The organism is Chromatiales bacterium, from assembly GCA_024234935.1.
Taxonomy (GTDB): domain Bacteria; phylum Pseudomonadota; class Gammaproteobacteria; order Steroidobacterales.
On the sequence record JACKNI010000001.1, the window covers coordinates 986,300 to 1,004,568 of the forward strand.

Here is an 18,269-nt window from a genome sequence, read left to right on the forward strand (position 1 = left end):
CAGCCGCTCCTACGGTCGGCCTACTCCCACTCAATTATTTCCGAGCCTTCTAAGTGGTTGTGCCGACTCGGATTCTAACAGAGCCTCATATGACTTTACCGTCAGGAACGCCGACAAAACATTCCGCTTACAGAAGGCGGCCGGCGATAGATGGCGAATCGTCGACGCCCAGTAACTAGTCTTCCGCTTCACTATTGGCTTCCAGTCGCCTACGAAGCGTCGAAAGGACTTCGTGAGTCGTCTTGACGTCCGCAACCCGAAGGCCGCCCGCCAGTTGATTGATCCAGGGTGTCTGCACATTCATCGCAGCGCCGAAGGCTGCGTTGCCCTTGTCAGTGAGGACAACCAACTGGGCGCGTCGATGATGCGGGTTCGGCTGGAACGCGACGAGCCCCTCCGTGGCCAGATCGTTCACGATCCGTTGCACATTCTGCCGATTTCCGCCCATGTCGCGCGCCAACCAGGCAACGGGCTGAGCACGCTCCGCGGCGACGATGGTGCCCAGCACCTGCCAGCGCGCGCTGGTCAGACCGAGACCTGCGACCAGCCGATCCCCTGCGGTGAGCATGCGGCTACTGAGCCGGAAGAGTTCAAGGACGACGTCCGTCAGGGCCCGGCCGCCAGGGGTCTGCTTTGATTTTCTCATTGCTAGTATGATGCCTTGTTGACATCACAATGTCAATTTGTCAGTATTAGTCTTTATGATACCAAACTGTCATCATGCAGCCCAATCACAAGGAATCAATTCATGCTATCCCTGCGACCCTTGGACTCCGCATTTCCAATTGAAGCGCAGCTTCATGCCACGGCCACTCCGGTCGTCCTCGTCAATCTGTTCACGATTGCCGAGAGCGACATCCCGGCGCTGCTGGCAGCCTGGGAATCGGATGCCAACTGGATGAAGCGCCAGCCCGGCTATATCTCGACCCAGCTGCATCGCGCCATCGGCGGCAGCTGCATGTTCATGAACTATGCCGTCTGGGAGTCGGTGGCGCATTTCAGGGCCGCCTTCACGAACCCGGAGTTCCTCAGTGCGCTGGGCACGTATCCCTCGAGCACGGTTGCGCAGCCGCATTTGTTCGCCAGGGTTGCGGTACCCAACCTTTGCGCCGCCTGACTCAGCCCGGGAGTTCGTTAATGCCTAAGCGCATCCACCTCATTGCGGGGATCTTGTCTCCGCTACTCATCGCCACCTTCTTCACATCAACGGTGCTGGTCGAGCTGTTCGGCTCGCACGCTGCCATCGCCCACCTCAAGTCCCTGATCGTCACGCCCGGGCTGTGGATTCTGATCCCGTGTCTGGTCGCGACCGGCGGCAGTGGCATGTACATCGGCAGATCCCGCAAGGGCCGCCTTGTGGAGAACAAAAGGAAGCGCATGCCGTTCATCGCTGCCAACGGACTCCTTGTCTTGGTGCCCTGCGCCATCTTCCTCAGTCGCTGGGCATCCGTCGGGGCGTTCGATGCGCGCTTCTATATCGTCCAGGCACTCGAACTGCTCGTGGGAGCGACGAATGTGACACTCCTTGCGCTCAATGTGCGCGACGGCTTGCGGTTGGCGGGGCGACTGCGTGCTCCCGCATCCGCGGCGGCGCCTCGTTCTTGAACCGCAATACCCGGACAAGCCGCCGCGATGAAGCATGGACGTCAGCGCGCTCTGCTTGGTACCGATCGTGCACTATTGGTGCGAAATGCTGTTGATCAGGGGGGCCCGTTACTCACCGCATCGGGCACTCCCAAAATCTCTCTCACCCATCGAACCTCGCGGGTCGGCGCACGAAGCATCGTCTGGACCCGCAGCGCCACGCAATCGGACTGGCCGAGCGCCGTAGCTGCCTCTTGTGCGAGCCGGTAGGCCATCTGCACATCAAGCGAGGTCAACTCATAGCCCCTTCCCTGGCAGATCCAGTGCAATGCGGCGAGCGCCACCTCTCCGGCGAACGATGGCGACTTCGCGATGTTGTCTCTGGCGGCCCGGATCAGCGTCTTCGGATCGCAGGGCGATTTCCACGCGAGCTGCATCGCGAGTTCGAATCGCTTGAGCGTCTTCGCCGTGGCGAACCATTTGCCCTCCTCGCCCGGCGTCGTCGCGATGAGATCGGACAGCAACCGGTCGGGGTCGATCTCCGGATACCTACCGGCGATCAGCCGGAACGTGGCGAGGTAGGTCGTGGCGCGGTTCGCTTCGAGCGCGTATTTCTCGTAGGCCTCGATGCGCCGGCCAGCATGCAGCAGGATACCTTCGGCGAAACGCGCGAGTCCCGCCATCGGCGTCCAAGGGTTCACCGACTTCGCCATGAACTCGATGGCCTCGTCGATCTCGCCGCGGGCGACCTTGACGCGTCCGACCCACAGCAGGTCGCGCCACATGGGACGCGGATCGCTGCCGATGAGCTTGATCAGCTCATCGTGTCGACCGGCGGAGAACAAGGCGCTGTAGCAGAGCGAATCGGATCGGGTAAATGCGTGATGGCCGCGACGCCGCTCGGCGTTCACGTGTTGGACGAGATCGGTCAGGCGTTCGGCCCATTGCGAAGCGTTGTCCGGCGTCGCGCACAGCTCACCCCAGCGATCATCCAGGGATTCCAGATAGGGCGGATCATCGTTCTGGATCGCCTCGAACAACTGCTCGAGCCAGCCCTTACGCGTTGCCTCATCCGCCGGCGCCTGCGCAATGACGGGCACGAGCTCATCGACAGCGGCACGCGCCGCACCGCCCAACGCACCCGAAGAGCTATCCACTTGCTCCAACGCTGGGGACAGTTTCACCAGGAACCGGACCGCACCATCCGCGGCATGCAATGGATCGCGGCGGGCGGCAGCACGGATTTCTACCAGCGCCTCGGCGATACGCTCGCTGGCCAGCCGACTGGCGCGCCAGCCGAAACCGCCGCGGCGAAATCGCTTCGTGAATTGCCAGTCGCTGGCCTTGCCCATCATGTCGCCGGATAGAGCTTCGGAAACCAGCGCTCGACGACGTCGATCGGGAACCCCAGTCGCAATGGCGCCTTGTGCGAGCCCGAGACGAGCAAGCGCTTTTCGATCAGCGCCGAGATCACGCGACGCGCCGTGCGTTCGCTCGTGTCGATGAGCGCAGGAACTCGGCCTCGCTCCAATTCGCCAGCGAGCAACACCTCGCGCAACACGGTGAAGCTGCGCCTCGGAAGCCGCTCCGCGCTTTCCTCGTCGCGCACGTACAACTCCATGCGGCGCTGGAGTTCGGCCGGATCGAGCAGCTCGCGCATGTAGCGAATCTGGTCGAGGCAGGTTTCGAGAAAGAATTTGCAGAAGTCGATCAGCGCGTCCTGGGACAGCGCCCCTCGCCCATCGAGATCGTTCCTTCGCGGCTGGTCGGCAGCCATCAGCAGGCGTTTGTACTCGCCCGAGTTGCGCGCCAGTCCGCGCGACACGGACCAGAGCGCAGAGCCGATACCGATGTCGAGCAGCAGCGCGTGCGACATCAGCCGCGCAACACGACCGTTGCCATCGAGGAACGGGTGAATCCACAGGAATCGATGATGAGCCGCCGCGACGGCGATCACCTGCCGTGGTTTCGTCAGGCGCGCTGCATCGTAAGCGTGCTCGAATCGGCTCATGAACGCCGGCAGGTCCTCGGGTGCGGGCGCGACATGCCGACCCACGGCAACCGTGCGGGTGCGCAACTGGCCGGGCACCACCGGGACACGCTCGCCGGAGTCGGGATTCACGACGACGAGAAGACTTTCGGGTACCCGCTGGCAGAATTCCCGGTGCGTCCATTCGATGAAGGCACGCGAGACTGGCGGACACGGCAGGTCGTCGGCTCGTTCATCGATCATCTGCTGCACTTCAATGTGCGCGCGGGCTTCGAGCTGCAGATCGCGGCGATGTGGGTCGCTGGAATAGTCCGCCGCCAGGGCACGGTCGATGTCGCGGGGGTGAGTGTTGTGACCCTCGATCAGGTTCGAGTAGTAGCAGTTCATCGAACGCACAAGGTCGGCGACAGACTGCCGCACGACCGGGTGCAACTGCGCCGACAGCTCGCTGGCCTCCCGGGCGAGGTCGAAGGCCAGATTCTCGAGCACGGCGGCGCCCTCGGCCGGCAGATAGGGCTCGGCCGCAGCAGGCGTCACGCAAGGCTCCCAATGAGGTTAGGATTGGCCGGTTTCATGGCCGGAATATTAGTACTAGAAACAGTGTTTTGGTAGATTTCCATTGCCATATATGGCCGGAACAGTGACCGCAACCGCACCCTGCGCGGGTTTACCAAACCTGGATTTCAGTCACCTTCGGTGAGCATTTCTGGCAAACCGTAAACCAGTCAGGCTGCTTGGAGCCTTTTCCCAACAACCTCCACCGCCCCCAGAGGGCTGCCGCCGTCCATCCGCCGTAGTTCGCCCCTCCGCAATGATGGATCTACGCCTGCGGCGAGCATCTGCCGCGCCGCGCGATGGCGTGCCTGCGCCAGAGCATTGGGAACATCCGGATAGGTCCCGAGCGAAAGCGTCTTCCGCTTGTCGCCGTACCGGTACTGGTAGTGCCAGTACCGCCCACCCTGGGGGTGAAGGAGCAGATACAGACCGCCCCCCAGGAAAATCTTGCGGGTGTAACGGACCTGCCCCTCGACGTGCGGGTGCGTTCGTTGCCCTCCGGCGCGCGCTCTTGAGTTCTGGTGCATTGGCGAACTTCGATCGCTGGCGCCGCGCACGGACACATCGGAATCCCTGAGCGCTGCCGCCCACGAGTCCTTGAGCGAATTGACCTGCCCACCCTCACCCATCGGCACCGAGTATTGCTGCTTGCGGATGCGATGCGCGAGCTCGATGCCCGCCAGCGTGATCGCAGCCGACCGGAAACTCTTCAAGCCCAGCATCGGCGCGCAGCGCTGCTTGATGGCACGATGGTCCTGCTCGACCACGTTGTTCAAATACCGACGCGCCCGCACTTCCACGCCTCGCCAGCGGCGATCTTCGTCGGCGAGCAATCTCAGGCCGCGATGCGTGGCGCTGTTCCCGTCAACGTTGATCTTCTCCGGCCACGGCACGCCGTCCTGGCTGACGGCGGCACGGAAAAACGCCTGCGCCGCCTCCATACTGCGATCATTGCAGAGCAGCGATGCCACGGACTTTCCGCGCCGATCGACGGCACGATAGAGATAGTGCCGGCCACCCCGAACCGCCACCGCCGTCTCGTCCATCCGCCAGGAAGACCCCGGCGACCGCGCGAATCTCGACCATCGCCGCTCGTACTCCGGAACGTACCGCAGCACCCAGCGCATGATGGTCGTATGGGACACGACGATCCCGCGCTCGGCCAGCATCGCAACCAGATCGCGATAGCTCAGCCGGTAGGTGATGTACCAGCGAACGCTGGTCTCGATGGTCTCTGCGGAAAAGCGACAACCGCTGTAAATTGGGTCGCGCGCGATACGTCTGGCCATCCGGTCCGCCCTCCAACTGATACGCGGATTCTAGGGCTCGGACGCCAGCGCACCAGAACCCAGATTGACCGTCAATCTGGAGGGCATCCCCCCGATAGACCTCGATAGATCTAGACAGGCATTTTCTTTATAAAATAGACACTTATTGTGATCTTTCGATAGGTGCCGATAGACCCAGAAAGGCCCCGAATCATTCCCACTCGATCGTCGCTGGTGGCTTGCCGGAGATGTCGTAGGTGACGCGCGAGATGCCGTCGACTTCGTTGATGATGCGGCGCGAGACCTGGTCGAGGAAGTCATAGGGCAGATGCGCCCAGCGCGCGGTCATGAAATCGATGGTCTCGACGGCGCGCAGCGCGATCACCCAGTCATAGCGGCGGCCATCGCCCATCACGCCGACCGAACGCACCGGCAGGAACACCGCAAAGGCCTGGCTGACCTTGTCGTAGAGATCGGCACGTCGCAGCTCTTCGATGAAGATGTGGTCGGCCTGGCGCAGCAGATCGGCAAACTCCTGACGCACCTCGCCGAGGATACGCACGCCGAGCCCCGGACCGGGGAACGGATGCCGGTAGACCATCTCGCGCGGCAGACCGAGTTCGACGCCGATCTTGCGCACTTCATCCTTGAAGAGTTCGCGCACGGGCTCGATGAGCTTGAGCTTCATGTGTGCAGGCAGGCCGCCGACATTGTGGTGTGACTTGATGACATGCGCCTTGCCGGTCTTGGAACCCGCCGACTCGATGACATCCGGATAGATGGTGCCCTGCGCCAGCCAGCGGATATCCGTGTGCTTCGCAGCTTCCTCATCGAAGACGTCGACAAAGAGCCGGCCGATGATCTTGCGCTTGACCTCCGGGTCCTCGACGCCGGCCAGTGCGGCCATGAAACGCGCTTCGGCATTGACGCGAATCACTTTCACGCCCAGGTGTTCGGCGAATATCGCCATCACCTGGTCGCCTTCATCAAGGCGCAGCAGCCCGGTATCGACAAATACGCACAGCAGCTGCTCGCCGAGCGCGCGGTGCAGAAGCGCCGCCACCACCGAGGAATCAACGCCGCCAGACAGCCCGAGCAGCACGTGGTCCCTGCCGACCTGTGCGCGCACGCTGTCGATTTCGCGCGCGATGATGTTGCCGGCGCGCCAGGTATCGGGACAGGCGCAGATGTCGCGCACGAAACGTTCGATGATCTGCTGTCCGTGCTCGGTGTGCGTCACTTCGGGATGAAACTGCAGCCCGTAGAAATTCCGGCTCTCGTCCGCCATGCCGGCGAGCGGTGCATTGGCACTGCTGGCAATCGCGCTGAAGCCCTTCGGCAACCGCGCAACGCGATCACCGTGACTCATCCAGACATTGAGCGAGGGCACACCATCGGGATGCGCCACATCGGCGAGCCCCTCGAGCAAACGGTTCGACGACGTCGGCTGCACGACCGCATAGCCAAACTCGCGATGTGCCGATGCCTCGACCTGGCCGCCGAGCTGCGCCGCCATCGCCTGCATGCCGTAACAGATGCCGAGCACCGGCACACCCAGCGTGAATACCAGCTCGGGGATAGCCGGTGGTTCAGCCAGCACCACCGACTCGGGGCCGCCGGAAAGGATCACGCCGGACGGCGCATAGTTGCGGATCTCGGCCGCGTCGACATCCCAGGGCAGGATCTCGCTGTACACGCCAGCCTCACGCACGCGACGGGCGATGAGCTGGGTGTACTGGGAACCGAAGTCGAGGATCAGGATACGCCGTGCCGTCAGATCGCCCCGGACGGCTTCACGGGCAGATGCCGCTGCTGCTTTCAACGCCAGGACTCCGTCAAGTCTCCATCCGGTAATTCGGCGGCTCTTTGGTCATCGTGACATCGTGCACATGACTTTCGCGGATGCCGGCGCCTGTGATGCGCACAAACTGCGCCTTGCTGCGCAGTTCCTCGATGGTGGTGCAGCCGGTGTAGCCCATTGCCGCACGCAGACCGCCGACCAGCTGCGTCACGATGGTGGTGAGCCCGCCCTTGTAGGGCACACGGCCTTCGATGCCTTCGGGCACCAGCTTTTCAAGTTCGGCCGAGGGATCCTGGAAGTAGCGGTCTGAAGAACCGTGACGCTGGGCCATCGCCCCAAGCGAGCCCATGCCGCGATAGGACTTGTAGGAACGGCCCTGATACAGCTCGACTTCGCCTGGCGCCTCTTCCGTACCGGCAAACAGGCCGCCGATCATCGTGCAGTGCGCGCCGGCAGCGATCGCCTTGGCAAAGTCACCCGAGTAACGGATACCGCCATCGGCGATCAGCGGTACGCCGCTGCCCTCCAGCGCCGCCGCCACATTGGCGACTGCCGTGATCTGCGGCACGCCGACGCCGGCGATGATGCGCGTGGTGCAGATCGACCCCGGCCCGACACCGACCTTGACGCCATCGGCGCCGGCATCGACCAGCGCCCTGGCGGCATCTGCGGTCACGACGTTGCCGCCGACCACCTGCAGCCTGGGATAGGTCTCTTTGATCCGGCGCACGCGATCGAGCACGCCCTTGGAGTGACCGTGTGCGGTGTCGACGATGATCAGGTCCACGCCAGCCTCGACCAGCGCCCTCACCCGCTCATCGGTATCCGCGGCCGTGCCGACTGCCGCGCCAACGCGCAATGCGCCGCGCGCATCCTTGCAGGCGTAGGGATAGTCCTTGGCTTTCTGGAAATCCTTGGCGGTGATCATGCCGCGCAACTGGAAGTTCTCGGCGACCACCAGCACCTTTTCGATACGGTGCTTGTGCAGCAGTTCGAGGACTTCTCTCTTGTCGGCACCCTCGCGCACTGTCACGAGCCGGCTCTCCGGCGTCATCACCGAGGAAACCGGCGCGTCGAGGCGGGTTTCAAAGCGCAGGTCGCGATTGGTGACGATGCCGACCGTACGGCCCTTGTCCACCACGGGCACGCCGGAGATGCGGTGGGCATGGGTGATATCCAGCACTTCGCGGATGGTCTGGTCCGGGCGCACGGTGATCGGGTCGTTTACGATGCCGCTCTCGAATTTCTTGACCGCGGCCACCTGCCGGGCCTGGTCCTGCGGGCTCATGTTCTTGTGAATGATGCCGATGCCGCCTTCCTGGGCCATCGCGATGGCCAGGCGGGACTCGGTGACGGTGTCCATCGCGGCCGAGACCAGCGGGATATTCAGCGTGATTTCGCGCGTCATCCGGCTGCTCAGGCTGACTTCCCGCGGTATCACCTCCGAATAAGCCGGCTGCAACAGCACATCGTCGAAAGTCAGGGCGTCGTGGATGATCCGCATGGCATCGGTACGCAGGCTGAGGGATCGAGGATGGTACGCGGGCAGGCTGGGCGCGTAAACTGGCCCGCCGCAGCATTGCCCCTGAAGAAGGCCATCCTGACCATGCCCGCTGGCTCCAACGAGCAGGTGTATACCGTTTCCGAACTCAACCGGCTGGCCCGCCAGCTCCTCGAGCAGGACCTGCCGCGCATGTGGGTATCCGGCGAGATTTCCAACCTTGCCCGCCCGGCTTCCGGACATCTGTATTTCTCGCTCAAGGACGAACGCGCCCAGATCCGTTGCGCACTGTTCCGGGGTGCCAGCCGCGGCAGCGCATTTGTGCCGGAAAACGGCATGCAGGTGCTCGCCCGCGGCCGCGTCAGCCTGTATGAGCCACGCGGCGACTACCAGCTGATCGTCGATCACCTCGAAGCGGCCGGCGAAGGGCTGCTGCGGCGTCGCCTCGAAGAACTCAAGCAGAAACTCGCCGCGGCCGGGCTCTTTGACCCTGGCCGAAAACGGCCCCTGCCGGCACTGCCGAGGGCCATCGGCGTGATCACCTCGCCAAGCGGTGCCGCGGTGCGCGACATCGTGCATGTCCTCAGACGGCGCTTTCCGGCCATCCCGGTGATCATCTACCCGGTACAGGTGCAGGGCGAGCAGGCAAAGTTCGATATCGTCAAGGCGTTCGGGACGGCAGCCCGGCGTGCCGAGTGCGAGGTGCTGATCCTCGCGCGCGGCGGCGGCTCGCTCGAGGACCTGTGGGCCTTCAACGAGGAGATCGTCGCACAGGCCATCGCCGACTGCCCGATCCCCGTCGTGAGCGGCGTGGGCCACGAGATCGACTTCACCATCGCCGACCTGGTGGCCGATGTGCGTGCCCCCACCCCGTCCGGCGCCGCCGAACTCGTGGTGCCCGACAGCCGCGACTGGTTGCGGCACCTGCAGGCACTCGAACGGCGCACGGTGCTGGCGGCCACACGGACGCTGGCCAATACGCAATCACATCAGCAGCAACTCGCTGCACGCCTTGCCCGTTGCCATCCCGGCTACCAGTTGCGACAACACGCACAACGGCTCGACGAACTGCGTCATCAACTGACTGCCGCACTGGCAAACCGGCTCGCGCTCGATGCGCTGCGCATCGACAATGCACTGCACCGCCTGCAGCGCGTCTCGCCGGTGATGCAACTCAGGCTGAGCGCCGAACGCGTCGCTGGCGCCCGACAGCGCCTTGCCGCCGCGATTCGCGTCAGCGTTTCAGCTGCCGGCAGCCAGCTCGCTGTGCTCAGCGGACGGCTGCAGACGGTCAGCCCACTCTCGACACTCGAGCGCGGTTATGCGCTGGTGCTCGATGCCGGCGGTAGTGTCGTGCGCAGCACCGCGCAACTGAAAGCAGGCGATACGATCACCGCGCGCCTCGCCGATGGCGTGATCGGCGCGACGGTAAATCGCACAAAATAAGGATGTCACCCTTTCCTGCTTGCCAACAGCACCAGAGCTTCCACGTATACTCTGTGCGCATTCGGGTATTCAGGGAATCCATCAAGGGAGCGGCACAATGACGGCATTTCGTGTATTGGTGGCGGACAAGGTCAAGGCGCAGCTCTACGAGCTGCCCAGCCGGCGCGGTTCCCTCAAACCGCTACAGTGCTTCATCAATCCGGAGGGCAGGAAACACGAGCGGGCGCTCGGCACCGGCCGCCCGGGGCGGGTGACGAGTGGCGTCGGTGGTGGCCGCCACGCCTACCAGTCCCGGCATGGACTCAAGGAAAATTCCGAAGAGGTTTTCGTCCGGCGCGTCGCAACAGCGCTGGCCAAGGATGCCCGCGCGAGTGAAGGCGCTCCCATCCTGCTCATAGCCGCGCCGAGATTGCTGGGCAGCTACCGCAAGCATCTCCCGGCAAATGTGCGGGAACTCGTCGTCATGGAGCTCAAGCTGGATCTGGGCAAGGCCACCGACATCGAACTGTCCAGACGCGTGCGGGCTGCGCTCAGGGACCTGCCCTTCTCGGTCACGGCGCGATTTCGCAGCTGATAAATCGGAAAGGGAACGCTACCCTTTTCTGAATCTGCCCACCATCGCGAACAAACCGGTCGCCAGCAGCCAGGCTGCTCCCGGTGCCGGCACCGCCGCGACATCGCCGGAGATGACCGGCCAGACAAAACCACCCACCGCGCCATTTTTCTGCAGCGTGTAGTTGGCACCGTCAGTGGCATAGAAATTGAGAACCCACACCTGTTCCGGATTCGTGATCACCCACCCGATGAGGCTGTTTACATAGATATAGGTGGTGGTACTGGAAAAGTACTGCTGCCCCTCGATATTGCTGAACGGGCTCTGGCTGGAGTTGGTGATACCGTCTCCCCAGAACAGGTAGCCCAGCTCATTGTCTTCGCAGCCTGGCTGGTTGTAGACCGGGTTGCATCTCACGACCGCGTGATCGAGATTGCGATCCATGTTCGGCAAACGCCAGGTGTTGAAACCGAGATAGCCGTTACCGCCATCGTAGGCATTCATCGCCGCAATATAGTTGTTTGCAGCGGGCCAGAGCATGCCACCGGTTGAACCAATGCCTGCCACACCAAAACTGAGGTTGTCGGCCAGGTTTGCATTCGCAAGAAAAGTGACGTCGGTGATCGTGTCGTAGTAGGCCTGATAGACGCCGCTGCCTGGCGATGTTTCCAGGCGACCGAGCAACGATGCCTGCGCTGCCGTTGCGAGTAACAGCAAGGTTCCTGCACACACGGAACCGGACAGCCGCGATACGGATGACATGGGAACCCCCGGCAAATCTTGTCTTGTTACGGTGTGAATCTGCACCCATTTCAACGACATGTCCATACATGCGAACCTTATGTAAAGAATTTTCCGGGGATCCCGAACTGGCCCGCTACCGCGCGGGCATCCGCGCACTCACAGCCATCGCTTCTTGCGGAAAGCCAGCAGGAGTACGGTGGGTGCGCTCCTGGTGCTCAAATGCGTCCTTGACCTCGTGGATCCGGGCGGGGCCTATCTGCCGCCGCCGGTCAGCTTTGGCGTTTGGCAGACGGCACGTGCCACTATGAACCATTGGCAAACGCCATTTAGCGGATCCGGCACCCATGCAGTCACGTATCAACGAACTACTGAACCAGATTCACCAGCTGGAAGACCAGCTCGAAGATGTGCTGAAGAACCACGAGGTGGAGTTCTTCTACCGCCTCGACGGCACCCGGGTAAGGTTCGAGGAATCGGTCAGGCGGGCGCACCAGAAACTGCGGATCGGCATCTTCCGCTGGCTGGGCCAGAGCGAGCTTCGCAACGTGCTCTCGGCCCCGTTCATCTACGGGATGATCGTACCGTTCGCGGTACTGGATGCCAGCCTGTGGCTTTACCAGCAGGTCTGTTTCCGCCTGTACCGGGTTCCGCGTGTCCGGCGCAGCCGATATATCTTTCTGGACCGGCACCAGCTCGCATACCTGAACGGCATCGAGAAATTCAATTGCATCTACTGCGGCTATGGCAATGGCCTGATGGGCTATGCGCGCGAAATCGTGGCACGCACCGAGCAGTACTGGTGCCCGGTCAAGCATGCGCACCGGATTCTGGATCCGCACCGCCGCTATGCGCGCTTCGCGGAGTTCGGTGATTCGGAAGCCTACCAGGCGCACCTGAAAGCGATGCGCGATGAACTCACGCAGCTCGACGACGGGGAACCCGACAGCGATACGCCGACCACCTGAACCGAGCCGGTGTTTCCCGGATTCAGCGTGCCGGCGCCGGCTTTCCTACCTGGCAAAGAAGACTTCAAGCACGGGCCGGAAGCGGTCCATGTCGACGAGAAAGGAGTCGTGCCCCTGGATTGACGGCAACTCGACGAAGTGGACTTCGCGGTTGAGCGCGTCCAGGCCGGTAGCCAGTTCGCGCTGCTGCGCGATCGGGAACAGGATGTCGGTGTCCACGCCGATTACCAGCACGCGCTCGGCACACACCTTGCCGAGGCCGCAGGTTACCGAACCACCGTGTTCGGCGACGTCGAACAAGTCGCTGGCACGCGACAGGTAAAGATAGCTGTTGGCATCGAACTGGCCGGTGAACTTCTGCGCATGGGCTTCGAGATAGCCCTCGACCTCGAAATCGAAGCCAAAGGCGTCGCCGGTCTGGTGCTCCTCGCCTATGCGTTCCCGGCCAAAACGCTGATCCCATTCCCTGGCTGAACGATAGGTCACCATGCCGAGCTTGCGTGCCATGCGCATGCCGGTGATCGGCCCCGCACCGTCAGCATAGTTGCCATGATTCCAGGCCGGATCGCGGCGGATCATCTCGCGCTGAAGAGAGCGCATTGCAATCGAGAATGGCAGCGCGCGGGCAGCGGTAGAGATCAGCACGAGATTGCGCGTCATGCCGGGATGCGCGATGGCGAACGCCAGCGTCGTCATGCCGCCCATCGACGGACCGACCACCGTGTGCAGCCGGCTGATGCCAAGGTTCTTCACCACCAGCATGCCGGCGTTGGCGACATCCTCAAGCGTCAGCACCGGGAAGTTCAGCCGGTATGGTTGTCCGGTCAACGGGTCGATGGAAGCTGGTCCGGTAGAGCCGAAACAGCTGCCCAGGGAATTGATGCAGATGACGAAGTAACGCCGCGTATCGATCGGCCGCGATGGGCCGACGATTTCTTCCCACCAGCCCGGCGAGGGATCGTCGGGTGAAGAGCAGGCATGAGCGGAAGGCGACATGCCGGTAAAAATCAATACGGCGTTATCCCGCCCGGCATTGAGCTGTCCCCAGGTCTCGTAGGCAATAACAGGCTGTTCGAGCACGCCACCGCGATGCATCTCGAAGCTGCCGGGAACATGAAAGAGTTTGCGTGCCGTGGTCACTGCCTTGCGGTCCATCGCGCGGTGGAAGCCAGGATTATGCGTGCCGGAACAGCGCTCCGACCCGACCGTTTGGTTATATGGATATGGCCCGCTACCGGTAGCGAAGCCGGGCGCGATGCTTGACCTGGCGCGGTGTGAGGCGGTTCCGCTTGCCGGCAAAGGGATTCTTGCCGGCGCGCAATTCGATGCGGATCGGTGTCCCGCGCAGGCGAAATACCTTGCGGAAATAACCCATCAGGTAGCGCCGGTAATTCTCCGGCAGTGCCGAGGTCTGGTTGCCATGAATGATGATCAGCGGCGGCCGGCGCCCGCCCTGATGGGCATAAGTAAGCTTGATGCGACTGCGGTTCGCGATCGGCGTCGGATAAGCCTGCACGGCATCCTTCAGCGCGCGATTGAGATCAGGCGTCGGCAGTTCGCGGACCGCGGCAAGTGCCGCACGGCGACCGCTTTCGAGCAGATCGAAGACAGCCGTACCATGCAAAGCCGAGATGAAGTGTATATCGGCGAAATCCAGAAAGGGCAGACGCCGGTCCAGATCCTCACGTACGCGCTCGCGCTGATCGGGTGGCAGGTGATCCCATTTGTTGACACCGATGGCCAGCGCCCGTCCCCGCTCAAGCACGAGGCCGATCAGCGACACATCCTGCTCGGTCAGGCTGTCGCGCGCATCGATCAGCACCAGTACCGCATCAGCTTCTTCCAGTGCCTGCAAGGACTTGACGATACTGAAGCGCTCGATGACCTCGTCCACGCGCGCCTTGCGGCGTATGCCGGCGGTATCCACCAGAACCATCGCATGACCATCATGCGTGAAAGGAATGCGGATGCTGTCGCGGGTGGTACCGGCCTGATCGGAGGTCAGCAGCCGGTCTTCACCGAGCAGGCGATTGATAAGCGTGGACTTGCCGACATTCGGCCGACCTATCACCGCAATGCGCGTGCCCAGGAGCGCGGCAGTGTCGGCCTGTGGTGCGGTATCCTCCCGCACCGGCAGAGCGGCCAGAATGCGCTCGCCGAGCAGCGCGAGGCGGTCGCCCTGTTGTGCCGAGATGGCCACCGGATCACCGAGACCGAGTTCATAGAATGCTGCTGCCAGTTCCAGCGGCGCGCGGCCCTCGGCCTTGTTGATAGCGAGAATCACCGGCTTGCCCGTCTTGCGCAGCCGGCCGACGATCTGGTGGTCGTCGGGCAAAGGCCCGGTTGCCGCCTCGACGAGAAACACGATCACATCGGCCTCGCCGACAGCATAGGCAACCTGCCGCTCGATCTGCTGACCGAAAGGATCGCTGGTATTGGCCAGTCCGCCGGTGTCGATGACGATCGCCGCACGGTCCTTGACGGTGGTATAGCCGTAAAGGCGGTCGCGGGTCAGACCGGGCAGATCGGCGACCAGCGCATCGCGCGTGCCGGTCAGCGTATTGAACAGCGTGGACTTGCCGACATTCGGGCGGCCGACCAGCGCAAATACAGGCAGCACTTCAAGTGTCCCTGTGCGCTATTTCTTCACAACCTGACGGAAGGCCGCAAGATCGCCGCCATCGGACTGGACGTACAGCAGGTCGTTGACGACCAGTGGCGGCGAAGTTACACGGGTCCGGTCGATCCGCACACGCGCCTGCGGCTTGCCGGTCGCGGTATCGAAGAAGTACACATAACCCTCGAAGTCGCCGACCACCACCGAGTTCTGATACGCCGTGGGGCCGGTGATATCGCGGTTCTTCAGCAACTCGTGCTTCCAGAGTTCACTGCCGGTCTGGCGCACCAGCGCATACAGTTCGCTGTGGCTGCCCGATATGTAGACGTTCTCCAGATCCGCAGCGAGCCCGCCATAGCCGGCAACGTCCTGGGCCCAGAGGGACTGTCCGGACTCCAGTGCAACAGCCGTGGTCTGGCCGCGATAGTCAACGACGTAGAGGTCATCGCCCACTGAACGCACCGTCGCATTGATGTCCGCCAGCCGTTCGATCTCGTTGCGGCCCGACGGCGGATCGAGCAGCGTATCCCAGGACGGCGTTCCGTCCGACAGGTCGTAAGCGGCGAGCTTGCCGTTGTCGAAACCGCAGACCACCATGTTCCTGACCACTACCGGCGCACCGGTGCCGCGCACCGTGAGCCGCGGCATGTTCTGCTGGACAAACCAGCGTTGCGTACCGTCAGCCGCATCCAGTGCCGTGAGCTTGCCATCCACGGTACGCACCAGTACGAGCCCCGGGGCGATGGCCGGTGCCGCGAGTACTTCGCTTGACAGGGCCTTGCGCCAGATTTCCTTGCCATCGTCAGCGCCGAGCGCTATGACATCGCCGTTGCTCGAACCCAGTACGACGATCTTTCCGTCGGTGGCCGGCCCGCCCGAGAGCGGCAACTCCGTCTTGCTCTGCCAGAGCCGCTTGCCATTGGCTGCATCGAAGGCACTGACCCGGCCATCGTTGGCAGCGGCAAAAATCCGCGAACCATCAGATGCCGGCCCGAGCGCCAGGCGCAGGAATTCGGTTCCGCCGCCGAGGCCGGCCGACCAGACTTTCTTTATCTTGATCGTCGCTTTGAAGTCGGGGACCTCGACGGGCGCATCCGGCTCATCGTCCTTGCCGCCAAACAGGCCGCAGCTGGTGGTCGAGATGGCGCCCGCGGTCAGCAGCGCACCGAGCATGAAGATGCGCAGGCAGTCACCGACGGTCCGGCGGTTGAAAGGCATCACTGCGCAGGCTGGCCGTCAGCCAGAGCCGGAGCAGCAGCCGGCACACCAGCTGCCGCGGTCAGGTCGGCAGCCGTACCGCCGAGCTGGTCGAGCTTGGCGGTGACATAGCCGAGATCAAGCACCGCGGCCGCCATTTCACCGTTCAGCGCCTGCTCATATTCGCTGCGCGCTTCGGCCTGCTTGCCCATCGCGTAATACACATCACCGCGCACATCATGAAAAAGGGGCGCAAAGGCGACACTGCCGGGTATGTCCAGGGCTTTCAGTGCTTCGTCATTCCTGTCGTTTGCACTGAGCAAACGTGCAAGTCGCAGCCGGGCGATATTGCGCATCTCGTCGGAATTGCCCTTGTCGGCAACCCGCTGCAACTGGGCTATTGCTTCTTCCTGCTTGCTCCGCGACACGTAGAGACCGGCCATCGACATCCGGGCCAGATCCACGTAGGCGGACGACGAAAAATCGGCCTCGAGCTGCTGCAGCTGCTGGCTTGCCGCATCGACCTGCTGGCCGTTCACCGATTGCATCAGCTGGTCGTACAGCGCCGACGCAGCCTCGGCACGCTGCATCTGATAGTGCTGCCACTGGTTCCAGCCAAACAGTCCGCCGAGTCCCAGCACCACACCGGCGATGAGAAACGGTCCGTTCTGCCGCAACCAGCTCTTGACCTGGTCGGCTTGTTGGTCGTCTGTCAGAAAATCATCTTCCACGGCGTGTTCCTGTCACTGCATCACGTCATCAGGGCCGCGATCGCAAGTGCGCGGCGATCGCATCGGCCAGCCCGCCTGTAGCTACTGTGGTCTGCTCCACTTCGGTGCGCAAGGGTTTGACGACCGCCGTGCCGCTGGCGACTTCGTCTTCGCCCAGCAATACGGCAACGGTCGCACCGCTGCGGTCGGCACGTTTCATCTGCGACTTGAAGCTGCCACCACCGCAATTGGTCTCGACCCGCAACGGTGCGGCACCATCGCGCAGGCTCTCGGCGATGCGGAATGCGCAACGGGTGGCAGCCTCCCCGACCGCGACCACATAGACATCCGGCACCCGCGGCGGTGCACCCAGACCGGCCAGCGCATAAAGCTCCACCAGCCGCTCCAGTCCGATGGCAAAACCGACTGCCGGGGTCGGCTCACCGCCCAGACACTCAACCAGCCCATCATACCTGCCGCCGGCGCAGACCGCGCCCTGCGTACCGAGGCGGTCGGTCACCCACTCGAAGACGGTGCGCCCGTAATAGTCGAGCCCGCGCACCAGGCGTGGATTCACGACATAGGGGACGCCGGCATCGTCGAGCAGCGCGCGCAGGCTGCTGAAATGGGCCTCTGATTCCCCGTCCAGGTAGCCGGTAAGCCGGGGCGCGTCGGCAATCAGTGCCTGGAGCGCCGGGTTCTTGCTGTCGAGGATGCGCAGCGGGTTGCGCTCCAGGCGCCGCCTGCTGTCCTCGTCGAGACCCGCAAAGTGCGCACGGAAATAGGCCGTCAGGTCGGTACGGTACTGCACGCGGGATTCCGTCGTGCCCAGCGTATTGATCTGCAGGCTGACATGCTCGATGCGCAACAGGCGCCAGATGCGCGCCAGCATGATGATGAGCTCCGCATCGATATCCGGCCCCGGGAAACCGAGCGCCTCGACATCGAACTGGTGAAACTGCCGGTAACGGCCCTTCTGCGGCTTTTCGTAGCGGAACATCGGACCCGTCGACCAGAACTTCTGCCGCTGATTGCGCAACAGGCCATGCTCCATGCAAGCCCGCACGATGCCCGCGGTCGCTTCGGGACGCAGCGTGATCGACATGCCGTTGCGATCGTCGAAGCTGTACATCTCCTTCTCGACGATGTCCGTCACTTCACCGATCGAGCGCTTGAAAAGTTCCGTACGCTCGACGATCGGCACGCGGATTTCCTGGTAGCCGTAGTCGAGGAGCACGCCGCGGATCGTCGCTTCGACATGCTGCCAGAGCGCGGAATCCGGCGGCAGTACATCACCCATGCCACGGATCGCCTGTATCTGTTCCTGCATGACTGCTC

17 protein-coding genes are annotated in these 18,269 nt (G+C 63.0%); 5 read left to right on the plus strand and 12 right to left on the minus strand.

Going from position 1 to position 18,269, the window contains the following annotated elements:
* Window positions 1-175: 175 nt before the first annotated feature.
* Window positions 176-646 carry a winged helix-turn-helix transcriptional regulator gene (locus H6979_04695; protein MCP5139132.1) on the minus strand — a complete coding sequence of 157 codons (471 nt, stop codon included), beginning with the start codon at window positions 644-646 and terminating at the stop codon, window positions 176-178.
* 102 nt (window positions 647-748) lie between these two features.
* Here H6979_04695 and H6979_04700 point away from each other — a divergent pair, with 102 nt between their 5' ends.
* A complete protein-coding gene (locus H6979_04700) occupies window positions 749-1,117 on the plus strand; it encodes an antibiotic biosynthesis monooxygenase (protein MCP5139133.1) in 369 nt (122 codons plus the stop codon).
* A 20-nt stretch (window positions 1,118-1,137) separates the two neighbouring features.
* A complete protein-coding gene (locus H6979_04705) occupies window positions 1,138-1,605 on the plus strand; it encodes a hypothetical protein (protein MCP5139134.1) in 468 nt (155 codons plus the stop codon).
* Between the two features lie 95 nt (window positions 1,606-1,700).
* Here H6979_04705 and H6979_04710 read toward each other — a convergent pair whose 3' ends face one another.
* The 5 genes from H6979_04710 to guaB form a co-directional block, all read right to left on the minus strand.
* Window positions 1,701-2,936, minus strand: a complete 1,236-nt coding sequence (locus H6979_04710; GenBank protein MCP5139135.1) for a hypothetical protein — start codon at window positions 2,934-2,936, stop codon at window positions 1,701-1,703.
* Window positions 2,936-4,111 (minus strand): Fic family protein, encoded by a 1,176-nt coding sequence (locus H6979_04715; GenBank protein MCP5139136.1) that lies wholly within the window; start codon window positions 4,109-4,111, stop codon window positions 2,936-2,938. Before H6979_04715 ends, H6979_04710 begins: the two co-directional genes overlap by 1 nt.
* Window positions 4,112-4,299: 188 nt before the next feature.
* A complete protein-coding gene (locus tag H6979_04720; protein ID MCP5139137.1) occupies window positions 4,300-5,418 on the minus strand; it encodes an IS6 family transposase in 1,119 nt (372 codons plus the stop codon).
* 190 nt (window positions 5,419-5,608) lie between these two features.
* Window positions 5,609-7,219, minus strand: a complete 1,611-nt coding sequence (guaA, locus tag H6979_04725; protein MCP5139138.1) for a glutamine-hydrolyzing GMP synthase — start codon at window positions 7,217-7,219, stop codon at window positions 5,609-5,611.
* A 13-nt stretch (window positions 7,220-7,232) separates the two neighbouring features.
* Complete coding sequence (gene guaB / locus H6979_04730) at window positions 7,233-8,702, minus strand: IMP dehydrogenase (protein MCP5139139.1); 1,470 nt, start codon at window positions 8,700-8,702, stop codon at window positions 7,233-7,235.
* Between the two features lie 102 nt (window positions 8,703-8,804).
* On the opposite strand from guaB, the gene H6979_04735 reads away from it, so the two are divergent.
* Both H6979_04735 and H6979_04740 read left to right on the plus strand, forming a co-directional pair.
* A complete protein-coding gene (locus tag H6979_04735) occupies window positions 8,805-10,145 on the plus strand; it encodes an exodeoxyribonuclease VII large subunit (GenBank protein ID MCP5139140.1) in 1,341 nt (446 codons plus the stop codon).
* A 97-nt stretch (window positions 10,146-10,242) separates the two neighbouring features.
* Complete coding sequence (locus tag H6979_04740) at window positions 10,243-10,719, plus strand: host attachment protein (protein MCP5139141.1); 477 nt, start codon at window positions 10,243-10,245, stop codon at window positions 10,717-10,719.
* An 18-nt stretch (window positions 10,720-10,737) separates the two neighbouring features.
* Here the strand turns inward: H6979_04740 and H6979_04745 are convergent, their stop codons facing one another.
* On the minus strand, window positions 10,738-11,460 hold the full coding sequence (locus H6979_04745; protein MCP5139142.1) for a DUF1566 domain-containing protein: 723 nt from the start codon (window positions 11,458-11,460) through the stop codon (window positions 10,738-10,740).
* Between the two features lie 326 nt (window positions 11,461-11,786).
* On the opposite strand from H6979_04745, the gene H6979_04750 reads away from it, so the two are divergent.
* Window positions 11,787-12,407 carry a hypothetical protein gene (locus H6979_04750; GenBank protein ID MCP5139143.1) on the plus strand — a complete coding sequence of 207 codons (621 nt, stop codon included), beginning with the start codon at window positions 11,787-11,789 and terminating at the stop codon, window positions 12,405-12,407.
* Window positions 12,408-12,452: 45 nt separating this feature from the next.
* Here H6979_04750 and H6979_04755 read toward each other — a convergent pair whose 3' ends face one another.
* The 5 genes from H6979_04755 to hisS form a co-directional block, all read right to left on the minus strand.
* A complete protein-coding gene (locus H6979_04755) occupies window positions 12,453-13,562 on the minus strand; it encodes a homoserine O-acetyltransferase (protein MCP5139144.1) in 1,110 nt (369 codons plus the stop codon).
* 76 nt (window positions 13,563-13,638) lie between these two features.
* Window positions 13,639-15,027: a ribosome biogenesis GTPase Der gene (gene der / locus H6979_04760; protein MCP5139145.1), complete on the minus strand. Its 1,389-nt coding sequence runs from the start codon at window positions 15,025-15,027 to the stop codon at window positions 13,639-13,641.
* A gap of 18 nt (window positions 15,028-15,045) precedes the next feature.
* Window positions 15,046-16,242 (minus strand): outer membrane protein assembly factor BamB, encoded by a 1,197-nt coding sequence (gene bamB, locus H6979_04765; GenBank protein MCP5139146.1) that lies wholly within the window; start codon window positions 16,240-16,242, stop codon window positions 15,046-15,048.
* Window positions 16,242-16,952 carry a tetratricopeptide repeat protein gene (locus tag H6979_04770; protein ID MCP5139147.1) on the minus strand — a complete coding sequence of 237 codons (711 nt, stop codon included), beginning with the start codon at window positions 16,950-16,952 and terminating at the stop codon, window positions 16,242-16,244. Before H6979_04770 ends, bamB begins: the two co-directional genes overlap by 1 nt.
* Before the next feature lie 28 nt (window positions 16,953-16,980).
* The gene (hisS, locus tag H6979_04775) at window positions 16,981-18,261 is read right to left on the minus strand and encodes a histidine--tRNA ligase (protein ID MCP5139148.1); all 1,281 of its coding nucleotides are present in this window, start codon (window positions 18,259-18,261) and stop codon (window positions 16,981-16,983) included.
* Window positions 18,262-18,269 lie beyond the last annotated feature (8 nt).